This window comes from Halomonas sp. MCCC 1A11062, from assembly GCF_021404355.1.
Classification (GTDB): Bacteria; Pseudomonadota; Gammaproteobacteria; order Pseudomonadales; family Halomonadaceae; genus Halomonas; species Halomonas aerodenitrificans.
In genome coordinates, this window is record NZ_JABFTW010000007.1 from 130016 (window position 1) to 154305 (window position 24290).

At 65.7% G+C, this 24290-nt stretch carries 24 protein-coding genes; 8 read left to right on the plus strand and 16 right to left on the minus strand.

Annotation, left to right across the window (positions count from 1 at the left end; all coding sequences use genetic code 11):
• Window positions 1-199: 199 nt before the first annotated feature.
• From rnhB to rpsB, 15 genes are all read right to left on the minus strand, one after another.
• The gene (rnhB, locus tag HOP58_RS09815; protein ID WP_234260194.1) at window positions 200-811 is read right to left on the minus strand and encodes a ribonuclease HII; all 612 of its coding nucleotides are present in this window, start codon (window positions 809-811) and stop codon (window positions 200-202) included.
• Window positions 808-2031 carry a lipid-A-disaccharide synthase gene (gene lpxB / locus HOP58_RS09820; RefSeq protein WP_234260195.1) on the minus strand — a complete coding sequence of 408 codons (1224 nt, stop codon included), beginning with the start codon at window positions 2029-2031 and terminating at the stop codon, window positions 808-810. Before lpxB ends, rnhB begins: the two co-directional genes overlap by 4 nt.
• A gap of 23 nt (window positions 2032-2054) precedes the next feature.
• Window positions 2055-2822, minus strand: a complete 768-nt coding sequence (gene lpxA / locus HOP58_RS09825) for an acyl-ACP--UDP-N-acetylglucosamine O-acyltransferase (RefSeq protein WP_010630147.1) — start codon at window positions 2820-2822, stop codon at window positions 2055-2057.
• Window positions 2819-3262 (minus strand): 3-hydroxyacyl-ACP dehydratase FabZ, encoded by a 444-nt coding sequence (fabZ, locus tag HOP58_RS09830; protein ID WP_035592045.1) that lies wholly within the window; start codon window positions 3260-3262, stop codon window positions 2819-2821. The genes lpxA and fabZ overlap by 4 nt, the downstream gene beginning before the upstream one ends.
• A 119-nt stretch (window positions 3263-3381) precedes the next feature.
• Window positions 3382-4422 (minus strand): UDP-3-O-(3-hydroxymyristoyl)glucosamine N-acyltransferase, encoded by a 1041-nt coding sequence (gene lpxD, locus HOP58_RS09835; RefSeq protein ID WP_234252412.1) that lies wholly within the window; start codon window positions 4420-4422, stop codon window positions 3382-3384.
• Window positions 4423-4467: 45 nt separating this feature from the next.
• Window positions 4468-4974, minus strand: a complete 507-nt coding sequence (locus HOP58_RS09840) for an OmpH family outer membrane protein (RefSeq protein WP_010630150.1) — start codon at window positions 4972-4974, stop codon at window positions 4468-4470.
• A gap of 25 nt (window positions 4975-4999) precedes the next feature.
• Window positions 5000-7321: an outer membrane protein assembly factor BamA gene (gene bamA, locus HOP58_RS09845; protein WP_026038330.1), complete on the minus strand. Its 2322-nt coding sequence runs from the start codon at window positions 7319-7321 to the stop codon at window positions 5000-5002.
• Window positions 7322-7464: 143 nt separating this feature from the next.
• Complete coding sequence (gene rseP, locus HOP58_RS09850) at window positions 7465-8823, minus strand: sigma E protease regulator RseP (protein WP_010630152.1); 1359 nt, start codon at window positions 8821-8823, stop codon at window positions 7465-7467.
• A 64-nt stretch (window positions 8824-8887) separates the two neighbouring features.
• A complete protein-coding gene (gene ispC / locus HOP58_RS09855) occupies window positions 8888-10081 on the minus strand; it encodes a 1-deoxy-D-xylulose-5-phosphate reductoisomerase (protein ID WP_234260196.1) in 1194 nt (397 codons plus the stop codon).
• Between the two features lie 16 nt (window positions 10082-10097).
• The gene (locus HOP58_RS09860; RefSeq protein ID WP_234260197.1) at window positions 10098-10898 is read right to left on the minus strand and encodes a phosphatidate cytidylyltransferase; all 801 of its coding nucleotides are present in this window, start codon (window positions 10896-10898) and stop codon (window positions 10098-10100) included.
• Window positions 10891-11667, minus strand: a complete 777-nt coding sequence (gene uppS, locus HOP58_RS09865) for a polyprenyl diphosphate synthase (protein WP_026038332.1) — start codon at window positions 11665-11667, stop codon at window positions 10891-10893. The genes HOP58_RS09860 and uppS overlap by 8 nt, the downstream gene beginning before the upstream one ends.
• Window positions 11668-11725: 58 nt before the next feature.
• Window positions 11726-12283 carry a ribosome recycling factor gene (gene frr / locus HOP58_RS09870; RefSeq protein WP_010630157.1) on the minus strand — a complete coding sequence of 186 codons (558 nt, stop codon included), beginning with the start codon at window positions 12281-12283 and terminating at the stop codon, window positions 11726-11728.
• Between the two features lie 4 nt (window positions 12284-12287).
• Window positions 12288-13049: a UMP kinase gene (gene pyrH / locus HOP58_RS09875; RefSeq protein ID WP_010630158.1), complete on the minus strand. Its 762-nt coding sequence runs from the start codon at window positions 13047-13049 to the stop codon at window positions 12288-12290.
• Window positions 13050-13164: 115 nt separating this feature from the next.
• On the minus strand, window positions 13165-14034 hold the full coding sequence (gene tsf / locus HOP58_RS09880; RefSeq protein ID WP_010630159.1) for a translation elongation factor Ts: 870 nt from the start codon (window positions 14032-14034) through the stop codon (window positions 13165-13167).
• Between the two features lie 184 nt (window positions 14035-14218).
• Window positions 14219-14965 carry a 30S ribosomal protein S2 gene (gene rpsB / locus HOP58_RS09885; protein ID WP_010630160.1) on the minus strand — a complete coding sequence of 249 codons (747 nt, stop codon included), beginning with the start codon at window positions 14963-14965 and terminating at the stop codon, window positions 14219-14221.
• 322 nt (window positions 14966-15287) lie between these two features.
• On the opposite strand from rpsB, the gene map reads away from it, so the two are divergent.
• The 7 genes from map (at window position 15288) to HOP58_RS09920 (ending at window position 23242) form a co-directional block, all read left to right on the plus strand.
• Window positions 15288-16079 carry a type I methionyl aminopeptidase gene (gene map / locus HOP58_RS09890; RefSeq protein ID WP_234260198.1) on the plus strand — a complete coding sequence of 264 codons (792 nt, stop codon included), beginning with the start codon at window positions 15288-15290 and terminating at the stop codon, window positions 16077-16079.
• Window positions 16080-16090: 11 nt separating this feature from the next.
• Window positions 16091-18772 (plus strand): [protein-PII] uridylyltransferase, encoded by a 2682-nt coding sequence (locus HOP58_RS09895; RefSeq protein WP_234260199.1) that lies wholly within the window; start codon window positions 16091-16093, stop codon window positions 18770-18772.
• A 159-nt stretch (window positions 18773-18931) separates the two neighbouring features.
• On the plus strand, window positions 18932-20239 hold the full coding sequence (dapC, locus tag HOP58_RS09900) for a succinyldiaminopimelate transaminase (RefSeq protein ID WP_234260200.1): 1308 nt from the start codon (window positions 18932-18934) through the stop codon (window positions 20237-20239).
• Entirely contained in the window at window positions 20239-20583 is a 345-nt protein-coding gene (locus HOP58_RS09905; RefSeq protein ID WP_234252400.1) for a Spx/MgsR family RNA polymerase-binding regulatory protein, read from the plus strand. The genes dapC and HOP58_RS09905 overlap by 1 nt, the downstream gene beginning before the upstream one ends.
• Before the next feature lie 44 nt (window positions 20584-20627).
• Entirely contained in the window at window positions 20628-21653 is a 1026-nt protein-coding gene (dapD, locus tag HOP58_RS09910) for a 2,3,4,5-tetrahydropyridine-2,6-dicarboxylate N-succinyltransferase (RefSeq protein WP_234260201.1), read from the plus strand.
• Window positions 21640-22812, plus strand: a complete 1173-nt coding sequence (gene dapE / locus HOP58_RS09915) for a succinyl-diaminopimelate desuccinylase (RefSeq protein ID WP_234260202.1) — start codon at window positions 21640-21642, stop codon at window positions 22810-22812. Before dapD ends, dapE begins: the two co-directional genes overlap by 14 nt.
• Before the next feature lie 22 nt (window positions 22813-22834).
• On the plus strand, window positions 22835-23242 hold the full coding sequence (locus tag HOP58_RS09920) for a hypothetical protein (RefSeq protein ID WP_234260203.1): 408 nt from the start codon (window positions 22835-22837) through the stop codon (window positions 23240-23242).
• A 143-nt stretch (window positions 23243-23385) separates the two neighbouring features.
• On the opposite strand, the gene HOP58_RS23160 is transcribed toward HOP58_RS09920, so the two are convergent.
• Entirely contained in the window at window positions 23386-23850 is a 465-nt protein-coding gene (locus HOP58_RS23160) for a cold-shock protein (protein WP_026038334.1), read from the minus strand.
• 126 nt (window positions 23851-23976) lie between these two features.
• Between HOP58_RS23160 and HOP58_RS09930 the strand changes: the two genes are divergently transcribed.
• Window positions 23977-24213 carry a SlyX family protein gene (locus HOP58_RS09930; RefSeq protein ID WP_234260245.1) on the plus strand — a complete coding sequence of 79 codons (237 nt, stop codon included), beginning with the start codon at window positions 23977-23979 and terminating at the stop codon, window positions 24211-24213.
• Window positions 24214-24290: the final 77 nt, after the last annotated feature.

The following is a 24290-nucleotide window of genomic DNA, read 5'->3' on the forward strand; positions in this document are numbered from 1 at the left end:
CTTGGCGGTAAATGGTCGACACGAAAAACAGGCTATCGGGCCTGCGATATAACTCAAATCCGCTCGGGCTGATCCGGCGATAGGCCTTCGCGGGGGCGCTGTGAATACATCCTTGTAAGCTACTTTTGCCATCCATGGCAAAAGACCCCCGCTACGACCTATCCCCGGCGCCCTCGCTGTATTGGGAGCGACTCATGGACTAAAGCAGCTCGAGTTGTCCTTTCAGCGGAGCGAAGGAACGGCGATGCTCGGGCAAAGGCCCGAGGCGCTCCAGCGCGTCCAGATGCTCGGGCGTGGCATAGCCCTTGTGGCGGGCGAAGCCGTACTCGGGGAAGAGCGCGTCGAGCGCCACCATCTGGGCGTCGCGGGCCACCTTGGCAAGGATCGAGGCCGCAGCGATGGCCGGATGGCGGGCGTCGCCCTTGACGACCGCCTGACCGGGTACATGATGCCCAGGCAGTCGATTGCCGTCCACCAGCAGGTACTCCGGCACCAGCGGCAGCGCATCGATCGCCCGGCGCATGGCCAGGTGGGTGGCATGGTAGATGTTCAGCTCGTCGACCTCGGCATGGCACGCCTCGGCCACGGCGAAGGCCAGTGCCTTGTCGCGGATCTCCGCGTCCAGCTCCACGCGACGCTGCGGCGTGAGTTTCTTGGAATCGGTCAGGCCGGCGATGGGGCGCAGCGGGTCGAGGATCACCGCCGCGGCCACCACCGCGCCGATCAGCGGTCCGCGGCCCACTTCGTCGACGCCGGCCAGCAAGTGGCCCTGGTAGTCGATGACCAGTTGGGGAAAGGCAGACTCGCTCATGTCTCGCTTCTCCTGGCCTCTACCTCGGGATCGGCTGTCATGGTATCGCTTGCCACCGACTCGGGCAGCGGCCGCCCCGCCACCACGGCCTCGATGGCCTCGACCGCACGAGCGCTGGCGTTGCGCTGCAGCCCGGCATGCATAGCGGCGAACCGCGCTTCGAGGGCGGCACGCGTCTCGCCGTCATCGAGCAGCGGACCGATGCGCGCGACGATTGCCTCGGCCGTGAGTGCATCCTGGATCAGCTCGGGGATCAAGGTCTCCTGAGCGATCAAATTGGGCAGCGAGATCCACGGCGTCTTGACCAGGCGCTTGGCCAGCCAGTGTGTCAGCGGCGCCATGCGATAGCCCACCAGCATCGCGCGGTGACACAGCATGCCCTCAAGCGCCGCCGTACCCGAAGCGAGCAGCACGGCATCGCTGGCCACCATGGCCTGTCGCGCACGTCCGTCGAGCAACACGGCGCGCTCGCTCAACAAGGGCCGGTGTTCGAGTAGCGCTTCGAGCTCGGCGCGGCGCAGCGGGGTGGCCGCCGGTATCACTACCCGCAAGTCGGGGCGTTCGCGACACAGCCGCTCAGCGGCGTCGAGAAACGTCTCGCCGAGAAAGCGGATCTCGTTGGCCCGAGACCCCGGCAGCACGGCCAGCACCGACACGCCGAGCGGCAAGCCGACTTCCTCTCGTGCAGCACCACGATCGTTGGCCAACGGCAGCTCGTCAGCCAGCGGATGACCGACGAAAGCCACTGGCAGATCGTGCTTCTCGTAAAAGGCGGCTTCGAAGGGCAGGAAGGTGAGCATGGCATCCACCGAGCGGACGATGCCCTTGACCCGACCCTGACGCCAGGCCCATACCGTGGGGCTGACGTAGTGCACGGTGGTGAGCCCCGCCTCGCGCAGCTGACGCTCGAGGCCGAGATTGAAATCGGGCGCGTCGATACCGATCATCACGTCCGGCTGCCAGGCCAGGGCATCGGCGCGCAGCGCACGGCGCACCCGAATCAGCTCCGGCAGATGCTTGAGCACCTCGACCAGCCCCATGACCGAGAGCGTCTCGAGAGGAAAACGGCTGTCGATGCCCTCGGCGATCATCCCCGGCCCGCCGATACCGCGGAACTCGACACCGGGGTGACGCGCCTTGAGCGCCCGCATCAGGCTGGCACCGAGCAGGTCGCCGGACATCTCGCCGGCGACGATGTAGACACGCGCTAACTGGCTCATATCGGACCCGTTTCGACGTCCGCTCAGCGAACGATGCCGCGTGTCGAGACCTCGATGGAAGCGGCAAAGGCCTCGGTTTCGGGCAGGGCGTAGCGGTTGCGGATCTCCTCCAGCGCCTGGGCCACGGTCAGGCCCTGACGATAGACCAGCTTGTAGCACTCGCCCAGTGCCTTGATCGCCTCGGTCGAGAAGCCCCGGCGCTTGAGGCCGACCAGATTGAGCCCATGAGGCCTGGCCGGACTGCCATTGATCATCAGGAAGGCCGGCGTGTCCTTGGTGATGATCGAACCGCCTCCCGCCATGGCGTAGTCGCCGAAATGGCAGAACTGATGAATGGCCGAAAGCCCACCGAGAATGACGAAGTTGCCCAGGGTCACATGCCCGGCAAGCGTGGCCTGGTTGGCCAGCACGCAGTCGTTGCCGATGACGCAGTCGTGCCCGACATGCACGTAGGCCATGAACAGGTTGCGCGAGCCGATGGTGGTCTCGCCGCGATCCTGAGCGGTGCCACGGTGCAGGGTCACGCCCTCACGGATGACGTTGTCGTCGCCCATCACCAGCCGGGTCGGCTCACCGGCATACTTCTTGTCCTGGCAATCCTCGCCTACGGAAGCGAACTGGAAGATCCGGGTCCGGGCTCCAAGCACGGTCGGCCCCTTGACCACCACATGCGGGCCGATACGACTGCCGGGACCGATCTCGACATCCGGTCCGATCACGCTGAAGGGACCGACTTCCACGTCCTCGGCAAGACGAGCCCCAGGATCGACGATGGCGGTGCTATGTATCAAGAAACCTTCCTCTCGGCACAGATGATGTCGGCCTCGCAGGCCAATTCACCCTCTACGGTAGCACGACAGGCGAACTTCCAGATGCCGCGCTTTTCACGTTCGACCTTAGCTTCCAGCTTCAGGCGATCGCCCGGCATCACCGGCCGCTTGAAACGCACGTTGTCGCTACCCACTAGATAATAGACGTAACCGTCAGCAGGCAGCTTGTTGACGGTCTTGAACCCGAGAATACCGCATACCTGGGCAAGCGCCTCAAGCACCAGCACACCGGGCATGATCGGATGGTGAGGAAAATGACCGTTGAAGAACGGCTCGTTGATGCTGACGTTCTTGTAGCCCACGATGGATTCGCCAAGGCTCAGCTCCGTCACCCGATCGACCAGCAGAAAAGGGTAACGGTGCGGCAGATAATCACGAATCTCGTTGATGTCCATTACCATCGTAGCGACCTCTGAAATGAAGTAGGGAAGCCTTGGCGAACGTCCAGCAAGCGTCGCGCCCGGCTTCCCGAAAGCCTGCAAACGGCAGGCGAGGAATTATAACGCCGCCCGATCCTGCCTCAACCCTGCTGATCGCGCTTCTCGAGACGCGCCAGACGCCTTGCCATGTCGTCGAGCTGCTTGAAACGTACCGCATTCTTGCGCCACTGGGCGTTGGACATGGCACCGGTACCCGACGAGTAGACCCCCGGCTCGTGGATCGAGTTGGTCACCAGACTCATGCCGGTGACCTGCACGCCGTCGCAGATCGTCAGGTGCCCGGAGAGCCCCACACCACCGCCCAGCATGCAGTTCTTGCCGACCCGTGTGGAGCCGGCGATGCCCACGCAGCCGGCCAGGGCGGAGTGGTCGCCGATACGCACGTTGTGGGCGATCTGCACCTGACTGTCGATCTTGACGTCGTTGCCGATCACGGTGTCGTCCAACGCGCCCCGGTCGATGCTGGAGCAGCTGCCCACCTCGACGTCGTCGCCCAGCACCACCCCGCCCAGCTGAGCGATCTTGTGCCAGCGCCCGCCGTCGTGGGCGAAGCCGAAGCCGTCGCCACCGATCACGCAGCCGCTGTGCAGAAGGGCACGCTTGCCGATGATCACGCCATGACAGACGGTGACGTTGGCGTGCAGCCGCGACTGGTCACCGATGCATGAACCCGCCCCGATGAAGCTGCCGGCCCCTACCACCACCTCGTCGCCGAGCTCCACCCCGGCTTCGACCACGGCGTTGGGGCCGATCTCGACCCGCGCCCCGAGCACCACGTCCTCCGCCACTACCGCCGTGGGATGGATACCGCCCACGGGAGCGGCCAGGATCGGGTCGAACAGCTGGGACAGGTGGGCATAGCCGAGATAGGGATTCGCCAGCTCCAGGCGAGCCACCGGGCAGGCGGCACCATGCTCGGGGTGGAGCAGCACCGCCCCGGCTCGACAGTTGGCGAGGTCCTTGATGTAGGAGCGATTGGCGACGAAAGCCACCTGATCGGGGCCGGCTTCCTTGAGGGTCGCCAACCCCCTGATGCGGCGACTGCCGTCGCCGATCAGTTGGGCACCGAGCCGCTCGGCGAGCTCGGTCAGTGTGTATTGCGGAGTAGCAGGGTGCGTCATGGAAACCCGTATCGACAACGTTTCGGCAGCGCGCTGCCGAGTGGATCAATTGAGCGAGTTGAGTATTTCGATCACTTCACCCGTCAGGTTGGGCAGGTCCCGCTCGGAGTGCAATACGCCCTGGGGCTCCACCAGCACCTGCACATTGTGCCGCGAGATCACCTGCTCCACGGCCCGCTCCAGCTTGGGCTCGGCTTCCTGCAGGAAATTCTGCTCGGCGCGCATCTGCTCTTCCATGATCTGCTGACGCAGCTGTTCGAAGCGACTGCCCTTCTGCTGGAACTCCTGGATCAGCGAGCGACGCTGATCATCGGGCAGGCTGTCGCCCTCCTGCTGCAGGCGCCGCTGCAGCTGGGACAGCTCCTGCCCCAGCGACTGCGCTTCCTGCTGCTGGCCGGCAAGCCGGCTCTCCAGTTGCTCCATCGAGCGCTGGGCGGCATTGGAAGAGAGCAGCGCCCCGCGCCAGTCGAGAACGGCCACCTCGGTCGAATAGGCCGGCGCAGACAGCGCGGCGAACAGACCCATGCACAAAAAGAGCGTCAACTTGCGCATTCAAATTACTCCTTGAGGAGCCGGATCAGAAGGTCTGTCCCAGCGAGAATTGGAAGAACTGGGTATTGTCGCCGCTCTTGTCGTTGAGCGGCTCGGCGATGCTGAATGTCAGCGGGCCCACGGGCGTCAGCCAGGAGAGCCCCACACCGATGCTGTAGCGCAGCTCGCTCAGATCGACGCCGGAGGAGCAGTTCGACGGCCCGTCGCCTTCCATGATGTCATAGCAACTGGTCAGGAAGGTGTTGCCGGCATCGAGGAAGAAGCCGGTCTGCAGCGAGCGCTGATCCTCGACGAACGGCAGCGGGAAGAGCAGTTCGGCACTGCCTTCGATCAGTACGTTGCCGCCCAGGGTGCGGTCGCGCCCGGCCTCGCGCGGGGTGGTGCGCTCGCCCAGGGTGTTGGCGGTGAAGCCGCGCACCGAGCCAAGACCGCCGGCGAAGAAGTTCTCGTAGAACGGATAGGGATCGCTGCCGATGCTGTCGGCGTAGCCCAGGGTGGTGCCGAACTTGAGCGCCCAGGTCTCCTCCTCGTTGAGAGCGAAGAGCTGCTGGGCGCGGGCGCGCAGCTTGTAGTAGTCGGCGTCACTGCCCGGCGCGGCGGTCTCCAGCGACAGGCGCTGATAGTTGCCCGAGGTGGGCATGATGCCGCGGTTGAGGTTGTTGCGCGTCCAACTGGCGGTGAGCTTGAGGCTCTGGGCGTTGTCGCCCTGGTCCTCGACGTAGCGCACGATTTCCGACGCCGTGTCGCGATAGGTCTTGACCGTCAGGTCTTCGATGCTGGCGCCGAAGTTGAGGCGCGACAGCTCACTGACCGGATAGCCGAAGTTGATCCCCGCGCCGTAGGCGTCGGTGGAGTAGGTCGAGATATCCGAGTCTTCGAAATCGGTCTCGCGATAGAAGACGTTGTAGCCGCGCGAGATGCCGTCCAGGGTCCAGTACGGGTCGGTGAAACCGAAGTTGACACTGGTGAAGGTGTCGCTGCGCTGGGCGCCGATGTTGACCCGGTTACCGGTACCCAGGAAGTTGTTCTGGGCCAGCGAGGCGCCGTAGATCACCCCGGCGCTCTGCGAGAAGCCGATGCTCGCCGAGATCGAGCCGGAGGGCTGCTCCTCCACCGTGTAGGTGACGTCGAGCTTGTCCGGCTCGCCAGCCACAGGCTGGGTTTCCACCTCGACCTGACGGAAGAAGCCCAGACGCTCCAGGCGACGGCGCGACTGGCTGATCGAGTCGGTGGAGGCCGGCGCCCCTTCCATCTGGATCATCTCACGACGCAGCACCTCGTCCTGGGTGGTGGTGTTGCCGATGAAGTTGATTCGCCGCACGTAAGCACGACGACCCGGGTCGACACGCACGGTCAGGTCGACGGTGGAACCGTCGGCGCGCGGCTCGGGTATGCCGTCGACCCGGGCGAAGGCGAAGCCTTCGGCACCCAGGCGCGAGCGCAGCGCCTCGGTGGAAGCGGTGACGTTGCTGCGCGAGAAGATCTCTCCGCTCTCCACCTGCAGCAGGTTGCGCGCCTCACGCTCGCCGATCTGCAGATCGCCGACGAAGCGCACGTCGCCCAGGCGATACTGGCTGCCCTCGTCGACGTTGACGGTGACGAAGATCTGCGACTTGTCCGGGCTGATCGAGACCTGGGTCGAGGTGATGTCGAAATTGACGTAGCCGCGGTCCAGGTAGAAAGAGCGCAGACGCTCCAGGTCGCCGGCCAGCGCCTCGCGGGAGTACTCGTCGCGGGAGAACCAGCCGAAGAAGCGCCCGGGGCGGTCGTTGAGCTCGAACACGTCACGCAGCTCGTCGTCACTGAACTGACGATTGCCGACGATGTTGATCTGGCGAATCTTGGCCACGGCACCTTCGTTGATCTCGATATCGACCTGGACGCGGCCTTCGTCGATCTCGCGCACGTTGGTCTCGATCCGGGCGCTGTAGCGCCCCTGGGCCTGGTAGACGCCCTCCAGCTCGCGCTGAATGTCCTCGAGAGTCGAGAGCTGAAGCACCTGGCCTTCCGCCAGCCCGCCCTCGCGCAGACCGCGGCGCAGGTCCTCCTCGGAGAGCCGACGGTTGCCGCTGATGTTCAGCCGTGAGATGGTCGGTCGCTCGACGACCTGGATGACCAGCACGTCACCGTCGCGAGCAAGCTGAATGTCGTCGAACAGACCGGTGGCGAACAGGCTGCGCGCCGCCTCGGCCAGCTCGCGATCATCCACTCGGTCTCGTGCGCTGATGGGGAAGGCGTTGAAGACGGAGGCGGCGGATACCCGCTGCAGCCCCTCCACGCGAATGTCGGTTACTTCGAAGGATTCGGCCAGCACCGTACCGGAACCGGCCAGCAGCAGAGCCGCCAGTCCAAGGGTCTTGATATTCATGCAGTCGCTTCGCTCGCGTTGATCCGCCTGCCTGTACAGACAGGCACCATATACATATGTGCGGGTGACTGACAAGGCGGAGCGCAGCTCCACCTCCCTGTGCCTCCCGTTGGAGGCGCACGCTACCAGAGACGCATCAGATCGAAATAGAGCGCCATCAGCATCAAAGTTCCGACCATTGCCAATCCGATTCGCAATCCCAGCGCCTGAGCCCGCTCCGATACCGGCCGGCCGCGGACGGCTTCGACGAAATAATAAAGCAGGTGGCCACCATCGAGCACCGGTATCGGCAGCAGATTGAGCACCGCCAGGCTGATGGAGAGATAGGCCAGGAAGCTGACGAAGGTCTCCAGCCCAGTACGGGCCGTATCCCCCGCCATCTGGGCGATGGTGATGGGTCCGGAAAGATTGGTCGGCGAGATCAGCCCCACCAGCATCTTGCGGATCGCATCCAGCGTCAGCACCGTCATCTCACCGGTGCGGTTCACTGCCTGCCCCAGCGCAGCCACGGGGCCGTAGCGGATCTCGCGCCGGAACTCCTCGGGCCACTCCACCGGCTCCACCCCGGCGCCCACGTAGCCGATGGTACCGCCCGTCTCGAGTTCGCGGCTGCCCGGAATGAGCGTCAACGTCACAGGCTCGCCGTCGCGCTGCACCTCGAGCTCCAGCGCTTCGCCGGGGTTGGCCCGCACCACGCTGACGAAATCCATCCACTCCGCGATGGGCGCCCCATTGACGGACAAGAGTTCGTCGCCCGGCTGCAGCCCCGCCTCGGCGGCGGCCTGACCATCCAGCACCTGGCCCAGCACCGCGGGAATACGCGGCTGCCAGGGCGTGATGCCCAGCGTGGCCAGCGGCTGGGGCGGATCCTGGCGCACCAGGTAGTTCTCCACTGGCAGGCGGTACTCCTGCGCGCTCGAGCCAGCGTCGTCACGTGCATCGATGGTCAGCTCACCGCTGGCACCGATGTGGGCGATCAGGCGCAGGTTGATCTCGTCCCAGGAGCGCACGCCGTTGCCCTGCACCGAGACGATCTCCTGGCCGCTCTGCAGACCGCTGCGGGCCGCCGGGGAATCGGGCGCCACCTCGCCCACCACCGGTGCCACCGTGGTGGTGCCGGCGACGAACAGCGCCCAGTAGGCGACGATGGCAAGCAGGAAGTTGGCCAGCGGCCCGGCCGCGACGATGGCGATACGCTGCCATACCGTCTTGCGGTTGAACGTTTCGTGGAGCTGATCGTCGGGTACCGGCGCCTCGCGCTCGTCGAGCATCTTGACGTAGCCGCCAAGGGGAATCGCCGCCACGACGAACTCGGTCCCGTGACGGTCGGTACGGGACCAGAGCGCCTTGCCAAAGCCCACCGAGAAGCGCAGCACCCTGACACCACAGCGGCGCGCCACCCAGTAATGGCCGAACTCGTGGAAGGTGATCAACAGCCCCAGCACCACGATGACGGCCAGCACGTTCTGGATCAGGCCCAATACAGCCTCCTTGAAATGACTACTACGTCGGCGAAAAGCGGCTCAGCCTCTCTTCAACCCCGATTCAGCCCCGCTTCAGCCAAGTGTGCGCCGCCTGCCGCGCCCGGGCGTCGGCGCCGAGCACGGTTTCCAGGTCATCGCCGCTCTCTGCCGGCAGTGCCGTGAGAACCTCGCCCACCAGCTCACCGATTCCCGGAAAGCTCAAGCGCCCCGCCAGGAAGGCGTCGACGGCCACTTCGTTGGCACCGTTGAGGATCGCCGGTGCCGTACCGCCCTCCCGCATCGCCTCGCGCGCCAGCCGCAGACAGGGGAAAGCCGTCTCGTCGGGCGCTTCGAAATCGAGCCGGGCGATCTGGAACAGATCCAGCGCCTCGACGCCGGCTTCGATACGCTCCGGCCAGGCCAGGCCGTAGGCGATCGGCGTACGCATATCCGGATTGCCCAACTGCGCCAGTACCGAGCCGTCGCTGTAGGCGGCCATGGAGTGGATTACGCTCTGCGGATGCACCACCACCTGCACCTGCTCCGGCCGGGCATCGAACAGCCAGCACGCCTCGATCAGCTCCAGCCCCTTGTTCATCAGAGTGGCGCTGTCCACCGAGATCTTGCGCCCCATCGACCAGTTGGGGTGGGCGCAGGCCTGCTCCGGCGTCACCGCCGCCAGGCGCTCCCGCGACCAGCCGCGAAACGGCCCGCCAGAGGCGGTCAGCAGCAACTGGGTGACGCCGTGACGAGCCAGACCGCCACGGTGCTCGGGTGGTAGACACTGGTAGATGGCATTATGTTCGGAATCGATCGGCAGCAGCGTGGCACCATGGCGCGACACGGCGTCCATGAACAGCGCCCCGGACATCACCAGGGCTTCCTTGTTGGCCAGCAGCACCCGCTTGCCGGCGCGCACCGCGGCAAGCGTCGGCAGCAGCCCCGCGGCGCCGACGATGGCCGCCATCACCACGTCCACCTCGGTGTCGCTTGCCACCTCGATGAGCGCCTGCTGCCCGGCCCGCACCTCGGTGGCCAGACCCGCCTGCAGGAGGCGCTCACGCAGCCAGGCGGCATCGTGCTCCTCGTCGAGCACGGCCAGGCTGGGTCGATGGCGCAAACACTGGGTCAGCAGCGCCTCGCGGGAGCGGTGGGCAGTCAGCGCATGCACCCGGTAACGTTCGGGGTGGCGTGCGATCACGTCCAGCGTGCTGGTGCCGATGGAACCGGTCGCGCCCAGCACCGTCACGCCCTGTTGCCGGCGAGAGTCGCTCATCTCACGGCGATCCACGCTACAGGACCCCGAGCGAGAGCAGCGCGAACAGCGGCACCGCGGCGGTCAGGCTGTCGATGCGGTCGAGTACGCCGCCGTGGCCCGGCAGCAGGTTGCTGGAGTCCTTGATACCGCGGAAGCGCTTGAGCATGCTCTCGAAAAGATCGCCCATCACCGAGACCAGCGTCACGATCGCCGTGACCACGACCAGCCCCAAGCCAGCCGCCGCACCCAACCCCTGCCAGGTGGCAAATACCAGCGCCAGCATCAGCGTCACCGCCAGCCCGCCGGCCACGCCTTCCCAGGACTTGCCCGGACTGACCGCCGGCGCCAGCTTGCGCCTGCCCCAGGCGCGACCGCTGAAATAGGCGCCGATATCGGCCCCCCATACCAGCAGCAGCACGTAGAGCAACCAGATGCCGCCGGTATCGCGCAGCACGTTGAAGCCGACCCAGGTCGGCAGCAGCACCCACAGCCCCATGCTCAGGCGCATGGCCATGGACTGCCACTGCTCACTTCGCGCAGGGTACTGAACGATCCAATAGAGATTGACCAGCCAGCCAGCCACGGCCAGCCACAGGAGCCCGACCAACAGCGCAGCGCCTGCTGCCCACAGCACGAGCATCAGCAGCGCCATGCCCGCCACCAGGGCCAGCCGCCGGGTCGTCTCGCTCACCCCGGCCAGATTGGTCCATTCCCAGGCGGCCAGCAGCACGATGCCGCCGGTGAAGAGGGCAAAGGCACCGCCCGTAAGGCCGAACAGTCCGGCCAGCATCAGCGGCGCCAACCATGCCGCCGTAATGACTCGCTGTCTAAGCACCTTCAGCCTCGATCTGTTCGTCGGTCATACCGAAGCGGCGCTGCCGTCGACGGAAGTCGTCCACTGCCAGGTCGAAGGCATCGCCATCGAAATCGGGCCACAGCAGCGGCGTGAAATAGAGCTCGGCATAGGCCATCTGCCACAGCAGAAAGTTGGAGATGCGCTGTTCGCCGCTGGTGCGGATGCACAGATCCACCGGCGCCTCATCGGCCAGGCAAAGCTCGCCCTGCACGGCGTACTCATCGACCGCAGCCGGATCCAGCTCCCCGGCCGCAGCACGCTCGGCCAGACGGCGCGCCGCCATGGCAATGTCCCAGCGACCGCCATAGTTGGCCGCGATCACCAGATGCATGCGCTGGTTGTCGCGGGTCAGCGCCTCGGCCCTGTCGATGTGCTTCTGGATCGAGCTGGAGAAGGCGGAGCGGTCGCCAATCACCGAGAGCCGGATGCCGTTCTTGTGGAGCTTCTTCACTTCACGCTTGAGCGCGAGGAGAAACAGCTCCATAAGAGCGCTCACTTCAGCCTCGGGGCGACGCCAGTTCTCGCTGGAGAAGGCGAACAGCGTCAGGGTCTCGATGCCGCGCTCGGCGGCGCGCCGGATCACCGCCCGCACGGCCTCGACGCCGGCATGATGGCCACGGATACCGGAGAGCCCTCGCGCACGCGCCCAGCGGTTGTTGCCGTCCATGATGACCGCCACATGGCGCGGCAGGCCGTCGCCGGGGGGCTTCGGTGGCATCTTCGATGCAGAGGTCTGCGCTGACGTCATGATGTCTCGCAATGGCGGTGGGAGATCCGGGTGGCCAGGCAGGGCCACCCGGCGCTGCTCAGACCTGCATCAGGTCGTGTTCCTTCACTTCGAGCTGCTTGTCGATCTCGCCGATGTACTTGTCGGTCAGCTTCTGGATCACGTCTTCGGCACGGTGCTGCTCGTCCTCGGAGATCTCTTTCTCCTTGAGCAGGGCCTTGAGATCGCTGTTGGCATCGCGGCGTACGTTGCGCACCGCCACGCGGGCGTTCTCGGCCTCGGAGCGGGCCTGTTTGATGTAGCCCTTGCGGGTCTCTTCGGTGAGCATCGGCATCGGCACACGAATCACGTTGCCGGCGCTCGACGGGTTGAGGCCCAGGTCGGAGGTCATGATCGCCTTCTCGATCTTGGGCACCATGTTCTGCTCCCAGGGCACCACGGAGAGGGTGCGGGCATCTTCGATGTTCACCGAAGCGACCTGGTTGAGCGGCACCTGGCTGCCGTAGTAGTCCACGGTGACTGAGTCGAGGATGCTGGAGTGAGCACGCCCGGTACGAATCTTGTTGAAGTTGGCATGAAGGGCCTCGAGGCTCTTCTTCATGCGACTTTCTGCATCTTTCTGGATGTCATTGATCACGGTGTCAACCTCTGTCTATCAGCGTGCCTTCCTTGCCGCCCACCACCAGATTCAGCAGGGCGCCCGGCTTGTTCATGTTGAAGACGCGAACCGGCATGTCATGGTCCCGCACCAGGCAGATAGCGGTCAAATCCATGATGCCGAGCTTCTGGTCGAGCGCATCATCGTAGCTCAGATGATCGTACTTGACTGCATCGGCGTGCTTGACCGGATCCTTGTCGTAGACCCCATCCACCTTGGTGGCCTTGACCACCACATTGGCGTCGATCTCGATGCCGCGCAGACAGGCGGCCGAGTCCGTGGTGAAGAAAGGATTGCCGGTACCGGCGGAGAACAATACCACGTCGCCGGAGGTGAGGTAGCGAATCGCCGTGCGGCGGTCGTAGTGCTCGACCACGCCGCTCATGGGAATGGCCGACATCACCCGCGAGCGGATGTTGGAGCGCTCCAGCGCGTCGCGCATGGCCAGGGCGTTCATCACCGTGGCCAGCATACCCATGTGGTCGCCGGTGACCCGATCCATGCCCGCTGCGTTGAGCGCCGCGCCGCGGAACAGATTGCCGCCGCCGATGACGATACCGACCTGTACACCGATACCCACCAGTTGACCGATCTCCAGCGCCATGCGGTCGAGCACCTGCGGATCGATGCCGAAATCGTGCTCGCCCATCAGCGCTTCGCCGGAGAGCTTGAGCAGGATGCGCTTGTACTTCGACTTGTCGGTACGGGGCTTGGCGAGGCTGTCGACGTGATCGGTCGGGGGCATGGCAACTCTCCTGGCGTCAAGGGGATGAAGCTACTCTACTACGTCCGGCGCGGGAGCCGGATACGAGAAGGCGTGCGCTCTCGCGCACGCCGTTCTCGAGCTGGAACCTCTGACCTTAGCGACGGCCAGCCTGTTCCATGACTTCCTTGGCGAAGTCGACCTCTTCCTTCTCGATGCCCTCGCCCACTTCGAAGCGGGTGAAGCCAAGCACCTCACCGCCGGCGGCCTTGACGAACTCGGCCACGGACTGGTTCGGATCCTTGACGAAGGGCTGCTCGGTCAGGCTGTTCTCGGCCAGGTACTTCTTCAGGCGGCCTTCGACCATCTTCTCGGCGATCTGCTCGGGCTTGCCGGCCATGTCGGGCTGAGCCAGGATGATCGCCTTCTCCTTGTCGAGCTGCTCCTGAGGCATGTCCTCGGGAAGCGCCACGGCCGGGTTGATCGCGGCCACGTGCATGGCAACGTCCTTGGCCACTTCGCTGTTACCGCCCTTGAGCACGGTGAGCACGCCGATGCGGCCGCCGTGGACGTATTCGCCCACCAGCGCGCCTGCCGGCGCCTCGACGACGGCGCAGCGACGCACACCGATGTTCTCGCCGATCTTCTGCACCAACTGCTCGCGAGCGCTCTCGAGCTCGCCGGCCATCACGGCAGCCACGTCCTCGCTCTTGGCGGCGAAGAAGGCGTCAGCGACCTTGTCGGCGAAGGCCTTGAAGTTGTCGTCGCGTGCGACGAAGTCGGTCTCGGAGTTGATCTCGACCACCACGCCGTAGCTGCCGTCTGCGGCGACACGGGTCACCACGGTGCCTTCGGCGGCGGTACGGCCGGCCTTCTTGGCGGCCTTCAGGCCGGAGCTCTTGCGCAGGTTCTCGATGGCGAGTTCGATGTCACCACCCGCTTCGGTGAGTGCTTTCTTGCACTCCATCATGCCGAGCCCGGTACGCTCGCGCAGCTCCTTGACCTGGGAAGCGCTGATCGCTGCCATGGTAATTCACCTCTTGGTAAGTGGAACCCGGGTTGATCCAGGTTCGACCTGGGAATAAGGGCGCCGGGCCCGAAGGCCCGGTGAACACTCGCTCCGCCGTGGCGGAACGGTAGCGGGCGGACGCACTGGGCGACCGCCCTGCCGAGCCGGCAGTGCCGGCAGTGCCGGCTCGAGCAACGCGCCGTTACTCGGCGGCGGCAGTAGCGTCGCCGCTTTCACCCTCGGTGACCTCGACGAACTCGTCGGGACGACCTTCTTTCGCACGCGCACAGGCGTCGGCAATCGCCTTGACGTAGATCTGGATGGCGCGAATGGAGTCATCGTTGCCGGGAATCACGTAGTCGACGCCATCAGGATCGGAGTTGGTGTCCACCACGCCGATGACCGGGATGCCGAGCTTGTTCGCCTCGTTGATGGCGATGCGCTCGTGGTCCACGTCGATGACGAACAGCGCGTCGGGCAGACCGCCCATCTCCTTGATGCCGCCGATGGAGCGCTCGAGCTTGTCCTGCTCGCGAGTCGCCATCAGGACTTCTTTCTTGGTCAGCTTGTCGAAGGTGCCGTCCTCGCGCATGGTCTCGAGGTCGCGCAGACGCTTGATCGACTGACGGATGGTCTTGTAGTTGGTCAGCATGCCACCGAGCCAGCGGTGGTTGACGAACGGCATGCCGACGCGATTGGCTTCTTCCTTGATGATCTTGCTCGCGCTGCGCTTGGTGCCGACGAACAGGATCTTGTTGTTGGAAGCGGCCATCTTCTCGACCACGTCGATCACCTCGTTGAGGGCCGGCAGGGTGTGCTCGAGGTTGATGATGTGGATCTTGTTACGAGCGCCGAAGATGAACTTGCCCATCTTCGGGTTCCAGTAACGGGTCTGGTGACCGAAGTGTGCGCCTGCCTTGAGCAGGTCACGCATGTTGACGTGTGCCATGGATGACTCCTGAAAATCGGGTTAGGCCTCCACGCACCCCATGGATCCGACCGCCGGGAAGAACCGCGGCAGCACCCGGGACCATGTGCCGGTACGTGTGTGTTTTCAAGGCTGTTGAGTTAACGGCTCGAGTCGTGCTGCGCCAGGCGCTTGGGCGACTCGCCGCCGACGCTGTCGCTGCCTCGCCGGCCGGCCGTTTGGCCTGGACCCTGACGATTGCAGGAAAGCGCGCGGCTTTATACCATAGTTCATCCACGAGATGAAGTCGCCCGCCGCCTTATCCCATGCTGCCGGCACTGCCATTCCTCCGATACGAGACTCCATGAACATAGCCATCAAGACGCCCGACGAGATCGAGAAGATGCGCGAGGCCGGTCGCCAGGCCGCCAGCGTGCTGGAGATGATCGCCCCCCACGTCCAGGCCGGGGTGTCCACCGGCGAGCTGGATCGCCTGTGCCACGACTACATCGTCAACGAGCTGGGCTCCACTCCGGCACCGCTCAACTATCACGGCTTTCCCAAGTCGATCTGCACCTCGCTCAACCACGTGGTTTGCCACGGCATTCCCGATCCGGACAAGAAGCTGAAGAAAGGCGACATCATGAACGTCGATGTCACCGTGAAGACCGCCGACGGCTACCACGGCGACTCCAGCGTGATGTTCATCGTCGGCGAGAACATCCAGGGCGAACGGCTGTGCCGGGTGACCCAGGAGTGCCTGTACAAGAGCATCGCCCTGGTGCGGCCGGGCGCGCGCCTCTCCGAGCTGGCTCGCGCCATCCAGAGCCATGCCGAGACCAACGGCTACTCGGTGGTGCGCGACTTCTGCGGCCACGGCATAGGCGCCACCTTCCACGAAGACCCCCAGGTGCTGCATTATGACGGCTACGCGCCCGAGGCCGACGCCACCCTGGCCGCCGGCATGTGCTTCACCATCGAGCCGATGATCAACGTCGGTGGGCACCAGACCAAGGTGCTGCGCGACGGCTGGACCGCGGTGACCCGGGACAAGAGTCTGTCCGCACAGTGGGAGCACACCCTGCTGGTCACCGAAACCGGCGTCGAGGTGCTCACGGCGCGCCACGAGGAAGATTTCTCCTTCCTCGACCACTGAGTCGAGCCAACATGCTGCTGCACCACTACCGTTTCGTTCCCGATGAGACGCTGTTCGATGCTGCCACCTTCCGCAGCGAACTCGCCGGCACTCGCTCGCCGATAGCGCCGTTCAAGGCGGCGCTGCGCGACATTCAGCAGCGCCTGGACGAGCGCTTCCGTGCCGGCGCCGACATTCGCGACCTGGTGCACGGCCGGGCCTGGTGTCTCGACCAGCTGCTCGGCGTGGCGTGGTCGCTGCAGGAGTGGCCCGACGACGGCGTGGCGCTGCTCGCCGTGGGCGGTTACGGACGCGGCGAACTCCACCCACGCTCCGACATCGACCTGATGCTGTTGCTGGCGGACGACGACGACTCGCCCTATCGCGAGCCGCTGACCGCCTTCATCACCCTGCTGTGGGACATCGGCCTGGAGATCGGCCACAGCGTGCGCTCGCTGGCCGACTGCGAACGTGAGGCCAGTGCCGACATCACCATCATCACCAACCTGATGGAGTCGCGCACCCTGGCCGGCCCCGAGTCGCTGCGCGAGGCGATGAAGGCGCGCATCGCGCCCGAGCGCATCTGGCCCGCCGACCGCTTCTTCGAAGCCAAGTGGCAGGAGCAGATCAGCCGCCATCACCGCTTCAACAACTCCGAGTACCACCTCGAGCCCAACATCAAGAGTTCACCGGGCGGGTTGCGCGACATCCAGATGATCGGCTGGGTGGCCAAGCGCCACTTCGGCAGCCAGCGCTACGGCGACCTGGTGGCGAACGGCTTCATGAACGACGCCGAGCTGCACATCCTGAGCCAGGGCCGGGCCTTCCTGTGGCAGGTGCGCTATGCCCTGCACATGCTCACCGGGCGCGCCGAGGATCGCCTGCTGTTCGACCACCAGCGCACCATCGCCGAGCTGTTCGGCTTCCGCGATACTCCCGAGCGCCTGGCCGTCGAACAGTTCATGAAGCGCTACTACCGCCACGTGACGGCGCTGGCGGGGCTCAACGACATGCTGCTGCAGCACTTCGACGAAGCCATCCTGCGCGGCGGCGAAAAGCTCGAGATCACCGACCTCAACGAGCGCTTCGTGATCGAAGGGAGCTATATCAAGGCGCGTCACCGCTCGGTCTTCCGCGAGCACCCCTACGCGCTGCTGGAGCTGTTCCTGCTGATGGCGGAGCATCCCGAGATCGAGGGCGTACGCGCCGACACCATCCGCTTGATTCGCGACAACCGTCATCTCATCGACGACCTCTACCGCGACGACGCCCAGCACCAGCACCTGTTCATGTCGCTGCTGTGCTCGAGCGGCAACGTGGCGCGTCAGCTCAGGCGCATGAATCGCTACGGCGTGCTCGGCAAGTACCTGCCGGAGTTCGGTCAAGCGGTAGGGCTGATGCAGCACGACCTGTTTCACATCTATACGGTGGATGCCCACACCCTGCGCCTGCTCAAGTTCATTCACCAGTTTCGCAAGCCCGAGGCCCGCGAGGAGTTCCCGGTGGTGGCGGAACTGGTGCACCAGCTGCCCAAGCTGGAGCTGCTGTGGATCGCCGGGCTCTATCACGACATCGGCAAGGGCCGCGGCGGCGACCACTCGATTCTCGGCGCCCACGACGTGGAGCGCTTCGCTGAGCGTCACGGCCTGTCGAGCCGCGACACGCGGCTGGTGAGTTGGCTGGTGGAGAACCATCTGGTGATGTCGATGGTGGCCCAGAAGCGCGACATCACCGACCCCGACGTGATCCGCGAGTTTGCCGCCCACGTCGGCGACGAGACCCGCCTGGACTACCTCTACGTGCTGACGGTGGCCGACATCAACGCCACCAACCCGACGCTGTGGAACGGCTGGCGGGCCTCGCTGCTGCGCCAGCTCCACGCCGAGACCAAGCGCGCCCTGCGCCGCGGTCTGGACAATCCCCTCGACCGCGAGGAGTGGGTCGCCGAGACGCGCAACGAGGCGCGCTCGCTGCTGGCGGCCGTGGGCGCCGACCTGGAGCAGGTCGAGCGTCTTTGGGAGCTGCTCGGCGAGGAGTATTTCCTGCAGTACGCCCCCAGCGAGATCGTGTGGCAGACCATGGGCATTCTCGCCCATGGCGGCTCCGAGCTGCCGCTGATCCTGATCAGCGCCCCCGCCGACGACATGTCCGACGGCGGCACCAAGGTGTTCATCCACACCCGTTCGGTGGATGACCTGTTCGCCGCCACCGCCGCCGCCATGGAGCAGCTCGGACTGTCGATCCACGACGCCCGCATCGCCACCTCGAGCAACGACTGGACGCTCAACACCTTCATCGTGCTCGACGATCTCGGGCGAGCCATTCGCGATCCGGCCCGCATCGAGGAGATCCGCGCGCACCTGGTCGAGGAACTCGACGACCCCGACGACTACCCGCAGATCGTCACCCGCCATACGCCGCGCCAGCTTCGCCACTTCAAGGTGCCCACCGAGGTGCTGATCGAGCAGGACCCGGCCAACGAGCGTACCCTGCTGGAGCTGACCGCTCCCGACCGCCCCGGCCTGCTGGCCCGGGTCGGGCGCATCTTCATGGAGCAGGACATCTCGCTCTCGGCGGCCAAGATCGCCACCCTGGGCGAGCGGGTGGAGGACGTCTTCTTCATCACCGACAAGTCGGGCGCACCGCTGACCGACCCCGAGCGCCAGCAGCGCCTGCGCGCGAGGCTGATCGAAGTGCTGGACGTGGCGGGCTGAGACCCGCCGCGCTTAGCGCCAGGAGCGCTATTGGTCCGCGCCGAGCGCGATTGCTTTAAGCCGGGCGCGATTGGTTTGAGGCAAGTCAGGGGCTTCCCTATAATCGTCGGTCTGCCCGCAGCCACGACAACGACGCCGCTTACCGGCGCCTGGACACCGATGAACCCTGATCTCGACGCCCTCAAGCCCTATCCCTTCGAGAAGCTCGCCACGCTCAAGGCCGGTGTGACACCGCCTGCGCAGCTCGCGCACATCCCGCTGACCATCGGCGAACCGCAGCATGCGCCCTTCGCCGAGGCACTGGCCACGCTGCATGCGCACCAGCTCGATTTCGCCCGCTATCCGGCCACCGCCGGTATCCCCGAGCTGCGTGGCGCCATTGCCGACTGGGCCCGTCGTCGCTTTCGTCTCGACGGGCTCGACCCCGAGCACCAGGTGCTGCCGGTCAACGGCACCCGCGAGGCGATCTTCGCCTTCGTCCAGGCCGCGCTGGACCGCAGCCGCCCGGCACGGGTGGCGGTGCCCAATCCCTTCTATCAGATCTACGAGGGCGCCACCCTGCTCGCCGGCGGCCAGCCGCTCTACCTGGACTGCCGGGCCGAGAGCGGCTTTCGCCCCGACTTCGACGCCGTGCCGGCCGAGGTGTGGCGTGAGGTGCAGATCCTCTTCCTCTGCTCGCCGGGCAACCCCACCGGCGCGGTGACGCCGCGGGCCGAGTTCGAGAAGCTGATCGCCCTGGCCGACGAGTTCGACTTCATCATCGCCTCCGACGAGTGCTACTCCGAGCTCTACCTGGACGAAGACGCACCGCCGCCGGGGCTGCTGGAGGCCTGCGCGGCGATGGGTCGCCACGACTACCGTCGCTGCCTGGTGTTCCATTCGCTCTCCAAGCGCTCCAACCTGCCCGGGCTGCGCTCGGGCTTCGTCGCCGGCGACGCCGAGCTGATCGCCCCGTTCAAGCGCTACCGCACCTACCACGGCTGCGCCATGTCGCTGCCGCTGCAGCACGCCTCGATCACCGCCTGGAACGACGAGGCCCACGTACGTGCCAACCGCGATGCCTACCGCGCGAAGTTCTCTGCGGTGACCGAAATTCTCGCCCCGGTGCTTGAATTTCCCGCGCCCGAAGCCAGTTTCTACCTATGGCCGGCGGTACCGGGCGGCGACGACGAAGCCTTCACCCGCGAGCTGTTCGCCGCCGAGCACGTCAGCGTGCTGCCCGGTTCCTATATGGGTCGCCCCGCTACCGGCGACGGGATGGGTCGCCCCGCTACCGGCGACGGGATGGGTCGCCCCGCTGCCGGCGACGGCATGGGTCACCCCACTACCGGCGACGGCATGGGGCGCCAGGGCGCCGACGGCACCAATCCCGGTGCCGGACGCATACGTCTAGCGCTGGTGGCCGAACTCGAGCCCACCGTCGAAGCCGCCGGCCGGATTCGCCGTTTCATCGAAAGGAGGGCATGATGGCAACCCTGTTCGTGATCAAGAACTGCGACACCTGCCGCAAGGCACGCAAGACGCTGGACGAGAAGGGCCTGCCGTATCAGGTCCACGACCTGCGCGAGGACGGCCTCTCCGCCGCCCTGCTCGAACACATTCTCGCGCGCGTGCCGGTGATGGAGGCGCTCAACCGGCGCAGCACCACCTGGCGCAATCTCCCCGAAGAGGACAAGCAGGATCTCGACGCCAACAAGGCCCGCACCTTGATCATGGCCAACCCCACCCTGCTCAAGCGACCGCTGCTCGATACCGGCGACGAGATTCGCGTCGGCTATCGCGACGGCGACTACGACGACCTCAAAGGCTGACCCCCTTACCATAAAGACTTACCATCAAGAAACGAGGACACCCCATGTTGAGTTTTGCCTTCGGAATCGGCACCCAGAACACCCAGGGCGACTGGCTGGAGATCTATTATCCGGCCCCGCTGTTCAAACCGGATGCCAGCCTGGTAGCAGCCGTCGGCAAGGTGCTCGACATCCCCAGCGCCAACGGTGCCGTCAGCTTCCTGCCGGAGCACTGCGGCGACATCGCCGAGGCGCTCAAGGCCGCAGGCCACGTGGCCCAGGCCGAACTGGCCGAGGCGCTGGCGGACAGCCAACGCCCGCTGGTCGCCACCTTCATCGACAGCGACGTGCCGCCGCAGAGCGTGCCCGAGGTGTACCTCAAGCTGCACCTGCTGTCGCACCGTCTGGTCAAGCCCCACGGACTCGATCTCACCGGCATGTTCGGCCTGCTGCGTAACGTAGCCTGGACCAGCGAAGGCCCGATCGACATCGACGAGCTGCCCGCCCGCCGCCTCAAGGCACGCCTCGAAGGCCGCGCGCTCTCGGTGGACTGCGTCGACAAGTTCCCCAAGATGACCGACTACGTGGTGCCCAGCGGCGTGCGCATCGCCGATACCGCCCGGGTACGCCTGGGCGCCTATCTCGGCGAAGGCACCACCGTGATGCACGAGGGCTTCGTCAACTTCAATGCCGGCACCGAAGGACCCGGCATGATCGAGGGGCGCATCTCCGCCGGCGTGCTGGTGGGCAAGGGCTCCGACCTGGGCGGCGGCTGCTCCACCATGGGCACCCTCTCCGGCGGCGGCAACATCGTGATCAAGGTCGGCGAAGGCTGTCTGATCGGTGCCAACGCCGGTATCGGCATCCCTCTGGGCGACCGCTGCACCGTGGAAGCCGGGCTCTACATCACCGCCGGGGCCAAGGTCACCCTGCTCGACGACCAGGGCCAGGAGGTCAAGACCGTGGCGGCCCGCGAGCTGGCCGGCCAGAGCGACCTGCTGCTGCGCCGCAACTCGCAGAACGGCCGCATCGAGTGCCTGACCAACAAGAGCGCCATCGCGCTCAACGAGGCCCTGCATGCCAACAACTGAGCCACAGGGGCTCTCCCCGACCCTGCAGCTCGCCATGGAGCTGATCCGCCGCCCCTCGGTCACGCCCGACGACCTGGGCTGCCAGGCGCTCATGATCGAGCGCCTGGAGCGGCTCGGCTTTCACATCGAGCGCCTGCCCTTCGGCGACGTGGAAAACTTCTGGGCGACCCACGGCCACCACGGCCCCGTGCTGGCCTTCGCCGGCCATACCGACGTGGTACCGAGCGGGCCGCACACCTACTGGGAATACCCGCCCTTCGAGCCCTGCATCGATGACGACGACATGCTGCGGGGCCGCGGCTCCGCCGACATGAAGGGCAGCCTGGCGGCCATGATCACCGCGGTGGAGCGCTTCGTCAGCGCCCACCCCGATCACCATGGACGCATCGCCTTTCTGATCACCTCCGACGAGGAGGGTCCGGCGGTGGACGGCACCCGGGCCGTGGTGGAGCACCTGCGCGAGCGCCACGAGCGGCTCGACTACTGCGTCGTCGGCGAGCCCTCCTCCACCGACGTGCTCGGCGACGTGATCAAGAACGGCCGCCGCGGCTCGCTGGGCGGCGTGCTGCACATCAGGGGCATCCAGGGCCACGTGGCCTACCCGCACCTGGCGCGCAATCCCATCCACCAGGCCATGCCTGCGCTCGATGCCCTGGTGCGCGAACACTGGGACTCGGGCAACGACTTCTTCCCCGCTACCAGCTTTCAGATCTCCAACATCCGCGCCGGCACCGGGGCCACCAACGTGATTCCCGGCGACGTGGAGGTGGTGTTCAACTTCCGTTTCTCCACCGAAGTGACCCACGACCAGCTGCGCGAGCGCACCCAGGCCATCCTCGACGCCCACGGCCTCGAGTATCAGCTCGACTGGACCCTCAACGGCGAGCCGTTCCTGACCGCCGAAGGCGAACTGGTGGATGCCGCCCTGCACGGCGTCGAGGCCGTACTCGGCCGGCGGCCCAAGCTCTCCACCAGCGGCGGCACCTCGGACGGACGCTTCATCGCCACCCTGGGCAGCCAGGTAGTGGAGCTGGGGCCGCGCAACGCCACCATTCACCAGACCAACGAGCGCGTGCGTGCCGCCGATCTGGACGACCTGAGCCGGATCTACGAAGCGATTCTGGGTAAGCTCTTCGTCAACGGCTCCGCCCAGCCCTGAATACGCCAAGGAAGAGTTCACCATGCCCGACTCGCACGAGAGCCAGCTGAACTATCCGGACATCGAGGTCTACCTGCGCCAGGCGCCGCTCGAGGCCATCGACGCCTGGCTGGGCGAAACGCTGGACGCTGCCCCGCTGCGTGCGGCCGGGCGCAACAAGTGGCAGACCCGGGGCCACTTCGACGGGCAGGTCGTGCCGGTACTGCTGGTGGAGAAAGCCGCCGACGGCTTCGCCAGCCTGTGGTTCGACAGCGACCGTACGCCCTGGCCGCGCGACTGCGACTGCGCCCGCGACGCCGCCGCCCGGCTTGGCTGCGAAGTGCGCTGCTCGCTGGGCGGCTGGCAGCCCGGCGACGACCCCGACCGTTTCTGGCAGGTGCTCCCCGACGGCAGCGAAGGCGCCATCGACTGGCCCGACTCCGGCCAGTGACCCCAAACGACATCGCCCCGCGAAAGCGGGGCGATGTTCTTGAGCCTGACCAGCTGGCGAAAGCTGGCGAGCGATGACCAGGCTAGGCGGAAGTGCTCTCTTTCCACACTCCAACAACGCCTGGTCGAGCGCAGGCGCTTCGTTCAAGTAATGACGGTGACGTCGTCGGCCTGCAGCCCCCGATCGTTTTCTATCACGTGATAACGCACCTTCTGCCCCTCGGCCAGGGTACGGTGACCACGACCGCGAATGGCGCGAAAATGAACGAACACGTCTTCACCCGTCTCGCGCTTGATGAAGCCGTAACCCTTGTTGACGTTGAACCACTTCACTTCGCCGATTTCGCGGTCGTCGTTTTCCACCTCGGCGAGTACCGCAAGCCGGGGGCTGAAGGCGTGAAGGGTGAGAGTGGCGATCAGCAGCAGCACGAAGGCGGCGGCAGCCACGGCAAGATAGCCCGGCGCCACGCCGCCGCCCTCCAGAATGGGGAACAGCTGAGCCGCCAGCTCGCCGCCGAACAGCGAGAGAAAGAGAACGATCAGCAGTGGAGCCGGCAGTGCCAATAATAGGCTGATCAACGTACAGCGAAAGATAACCTTGCGATTCATGGATCCGTATTGCTCACTTGTTATGTGGAATGTTGAAACGAGATATCTATGACGACACGACCCGAGGCCTCGTCGACCGATGAAGGTGTCACGATGAACAGCGACACGCAGCGCGACGATTCTAGCATGAGCCCCGAGAATGCGCTCGCTGCACGCCTGGAGGCGCTGGAAAGCCGTATCGCCTACCAGGAGCACTGGCTCGACACGCTGGATCAGGCCGTCGCCGGCCAGGAACGGCGCCTGGCCCAGTTGGAGCGCATCAATGCGCTGATGCAGGAGAAGCTGCGCGATCAACAGCAGGCGCTGCAGGAAGCGGAGATGGCGGCACCGTCACTACAGGACGAGGTGCCGCCGCACTATTGACCGGTTCTGTACCAAGATCTGGCGCCACCAACTCAAGCGGCGCTGGGGGCAGGCCTGAGAGGGGGTCCGATGCCATG

Excerpts from the sequence above, each read along its gene's own strand:
- dapE (WP_234260202.1), top strand. The coding sequence starts at position 21,640 with ATGCCAACAACTGAGCCACAGGGGCTCTCCCCGACCCTGCAGCTCGCC.
- HOP58_RS09920 (WP_234260203.1), top strand. The coding sequence starts at position 22,835 with ATGCCCGACTCGCACGAGAGCCAGCTGAACTATCCGGACATCGAGGTC.
- HOP58_RS09895 (WP_234260199.1), top strand. The coding sequence starts at position 16,091 with ATGCTGCTGCACCACTACCGTTTCGTTCCCGATGAGACGCTGTTCGAT.
- tsf (WP_010630159.1), bottom strand. The coding sequence starts at position 14,034 with ATGGCAGCGATCAGCGCTTCCCAGGTCAAGGAGCTGCGCGAGCGTACC.
- lpxD (WP_234252412.1), bottom strand. The coding sequence starts at position 4,422 with ATGACGCACCCTGCTACTCCGCAATACACACTGACCGAGCTCGCCGAG.
- map (WP_234260198.1), top strand. The coding sequence starts at position 15,288 with ATGAACATAGCCATCAAGACGCCCGACGAGATCGAGAAGATGCGCGAG.
- HOP58_RS09840 (WP_010630150.1), bottom strand. The coding sequence starts at position 4,974 with ATGCGCAAGTTGACGCTCTTTTTGTGCATGGGTCTGTTCGCCGCGCTG.
- HOP58_RS23160 (WP_026038334.1), bottom strand. The coding sequence starts at position 23,850 with ATGAATCGCAAGGTTATCTTTCGCTGTACGTTGATCAGCCTATTATTG.
- HOP58_RS09930 (WP_234260245.1), top strand. The coding sequence starts at position 23,977 with ATGAGCCCCGAGAATGCGCTCGCTGCACGCCTGGAGGCGCTGGAAAGC.
- rpsB (WP_010630160.1), bottom strand. The coding sequence starts at position 14,965 with ATGGCACACGTCAACATGCGTGACCTGCTCAAGGCAGGCGCACACTTC.
- dapD (WP_234260201.1), top strand. The coding sequence starts at position 20,628 with ATGTTGAGTTTTGCCTTCGGAATCGGCACCCAGAACACCCAGGGCGAC.
- ispC (WP_234260196.1), bottom strand. The coding sequence starts at position 10,081 with ATGAGCGACTCTCGCCGGCAACAGGGCGTGACGGTGCTGGGCGCGACC.
- fabZ (WP_035592045.1), bottom strand. The coding sequence starts at position 3,262 with ATGGTAATGGACATCAACGAGATTCGTGATTATCTGCCGCACCGTTAC.
- HOP58_RS09905 (WP_234252400.1), top strand. The coding sequence starts at position 20,239 with ATGGCAACCCTGTTCGTGATCAAGAACTGCGACACCTGCCGCAAGGCA.
- pyrH (WP_010630158.1), bottom strand. The coding sequence starts at position 13,049 with ATGCCCCCGACCGATCACGTCGACAGCCTCGCCAAGCCCCGTACCGAC.
- dapC (WP_234260200.1), top strand. The coding sequence starts at position 18,932 with ATGAACCCTGATCTCGACGCCCTCAAGCCCTATCCCTTCGAGAAGCTC.
- uppS (WP_026038332.1), bottom strand. The coding sequence starts at position 11,667 with ATGACGTCAGCGCAGACCTCTGCATCGAAGATGCCACCGAAGCCCCCC.
- rnhB (WP_234260194.1), bottom strand. The coding sequence starts at position 811 with ATGAGCGAGTCTGCCTTTCCCCAACTGGTCATCGACTACCAGGGCCAC.
- lpxB (WP_234260195.1), bottom strand. The coding sequence starts at position 2,031 with ATGAGCCAGTTAGCGCGTGTCTACATCGTCGCCGGCGAGATGTCCGGC.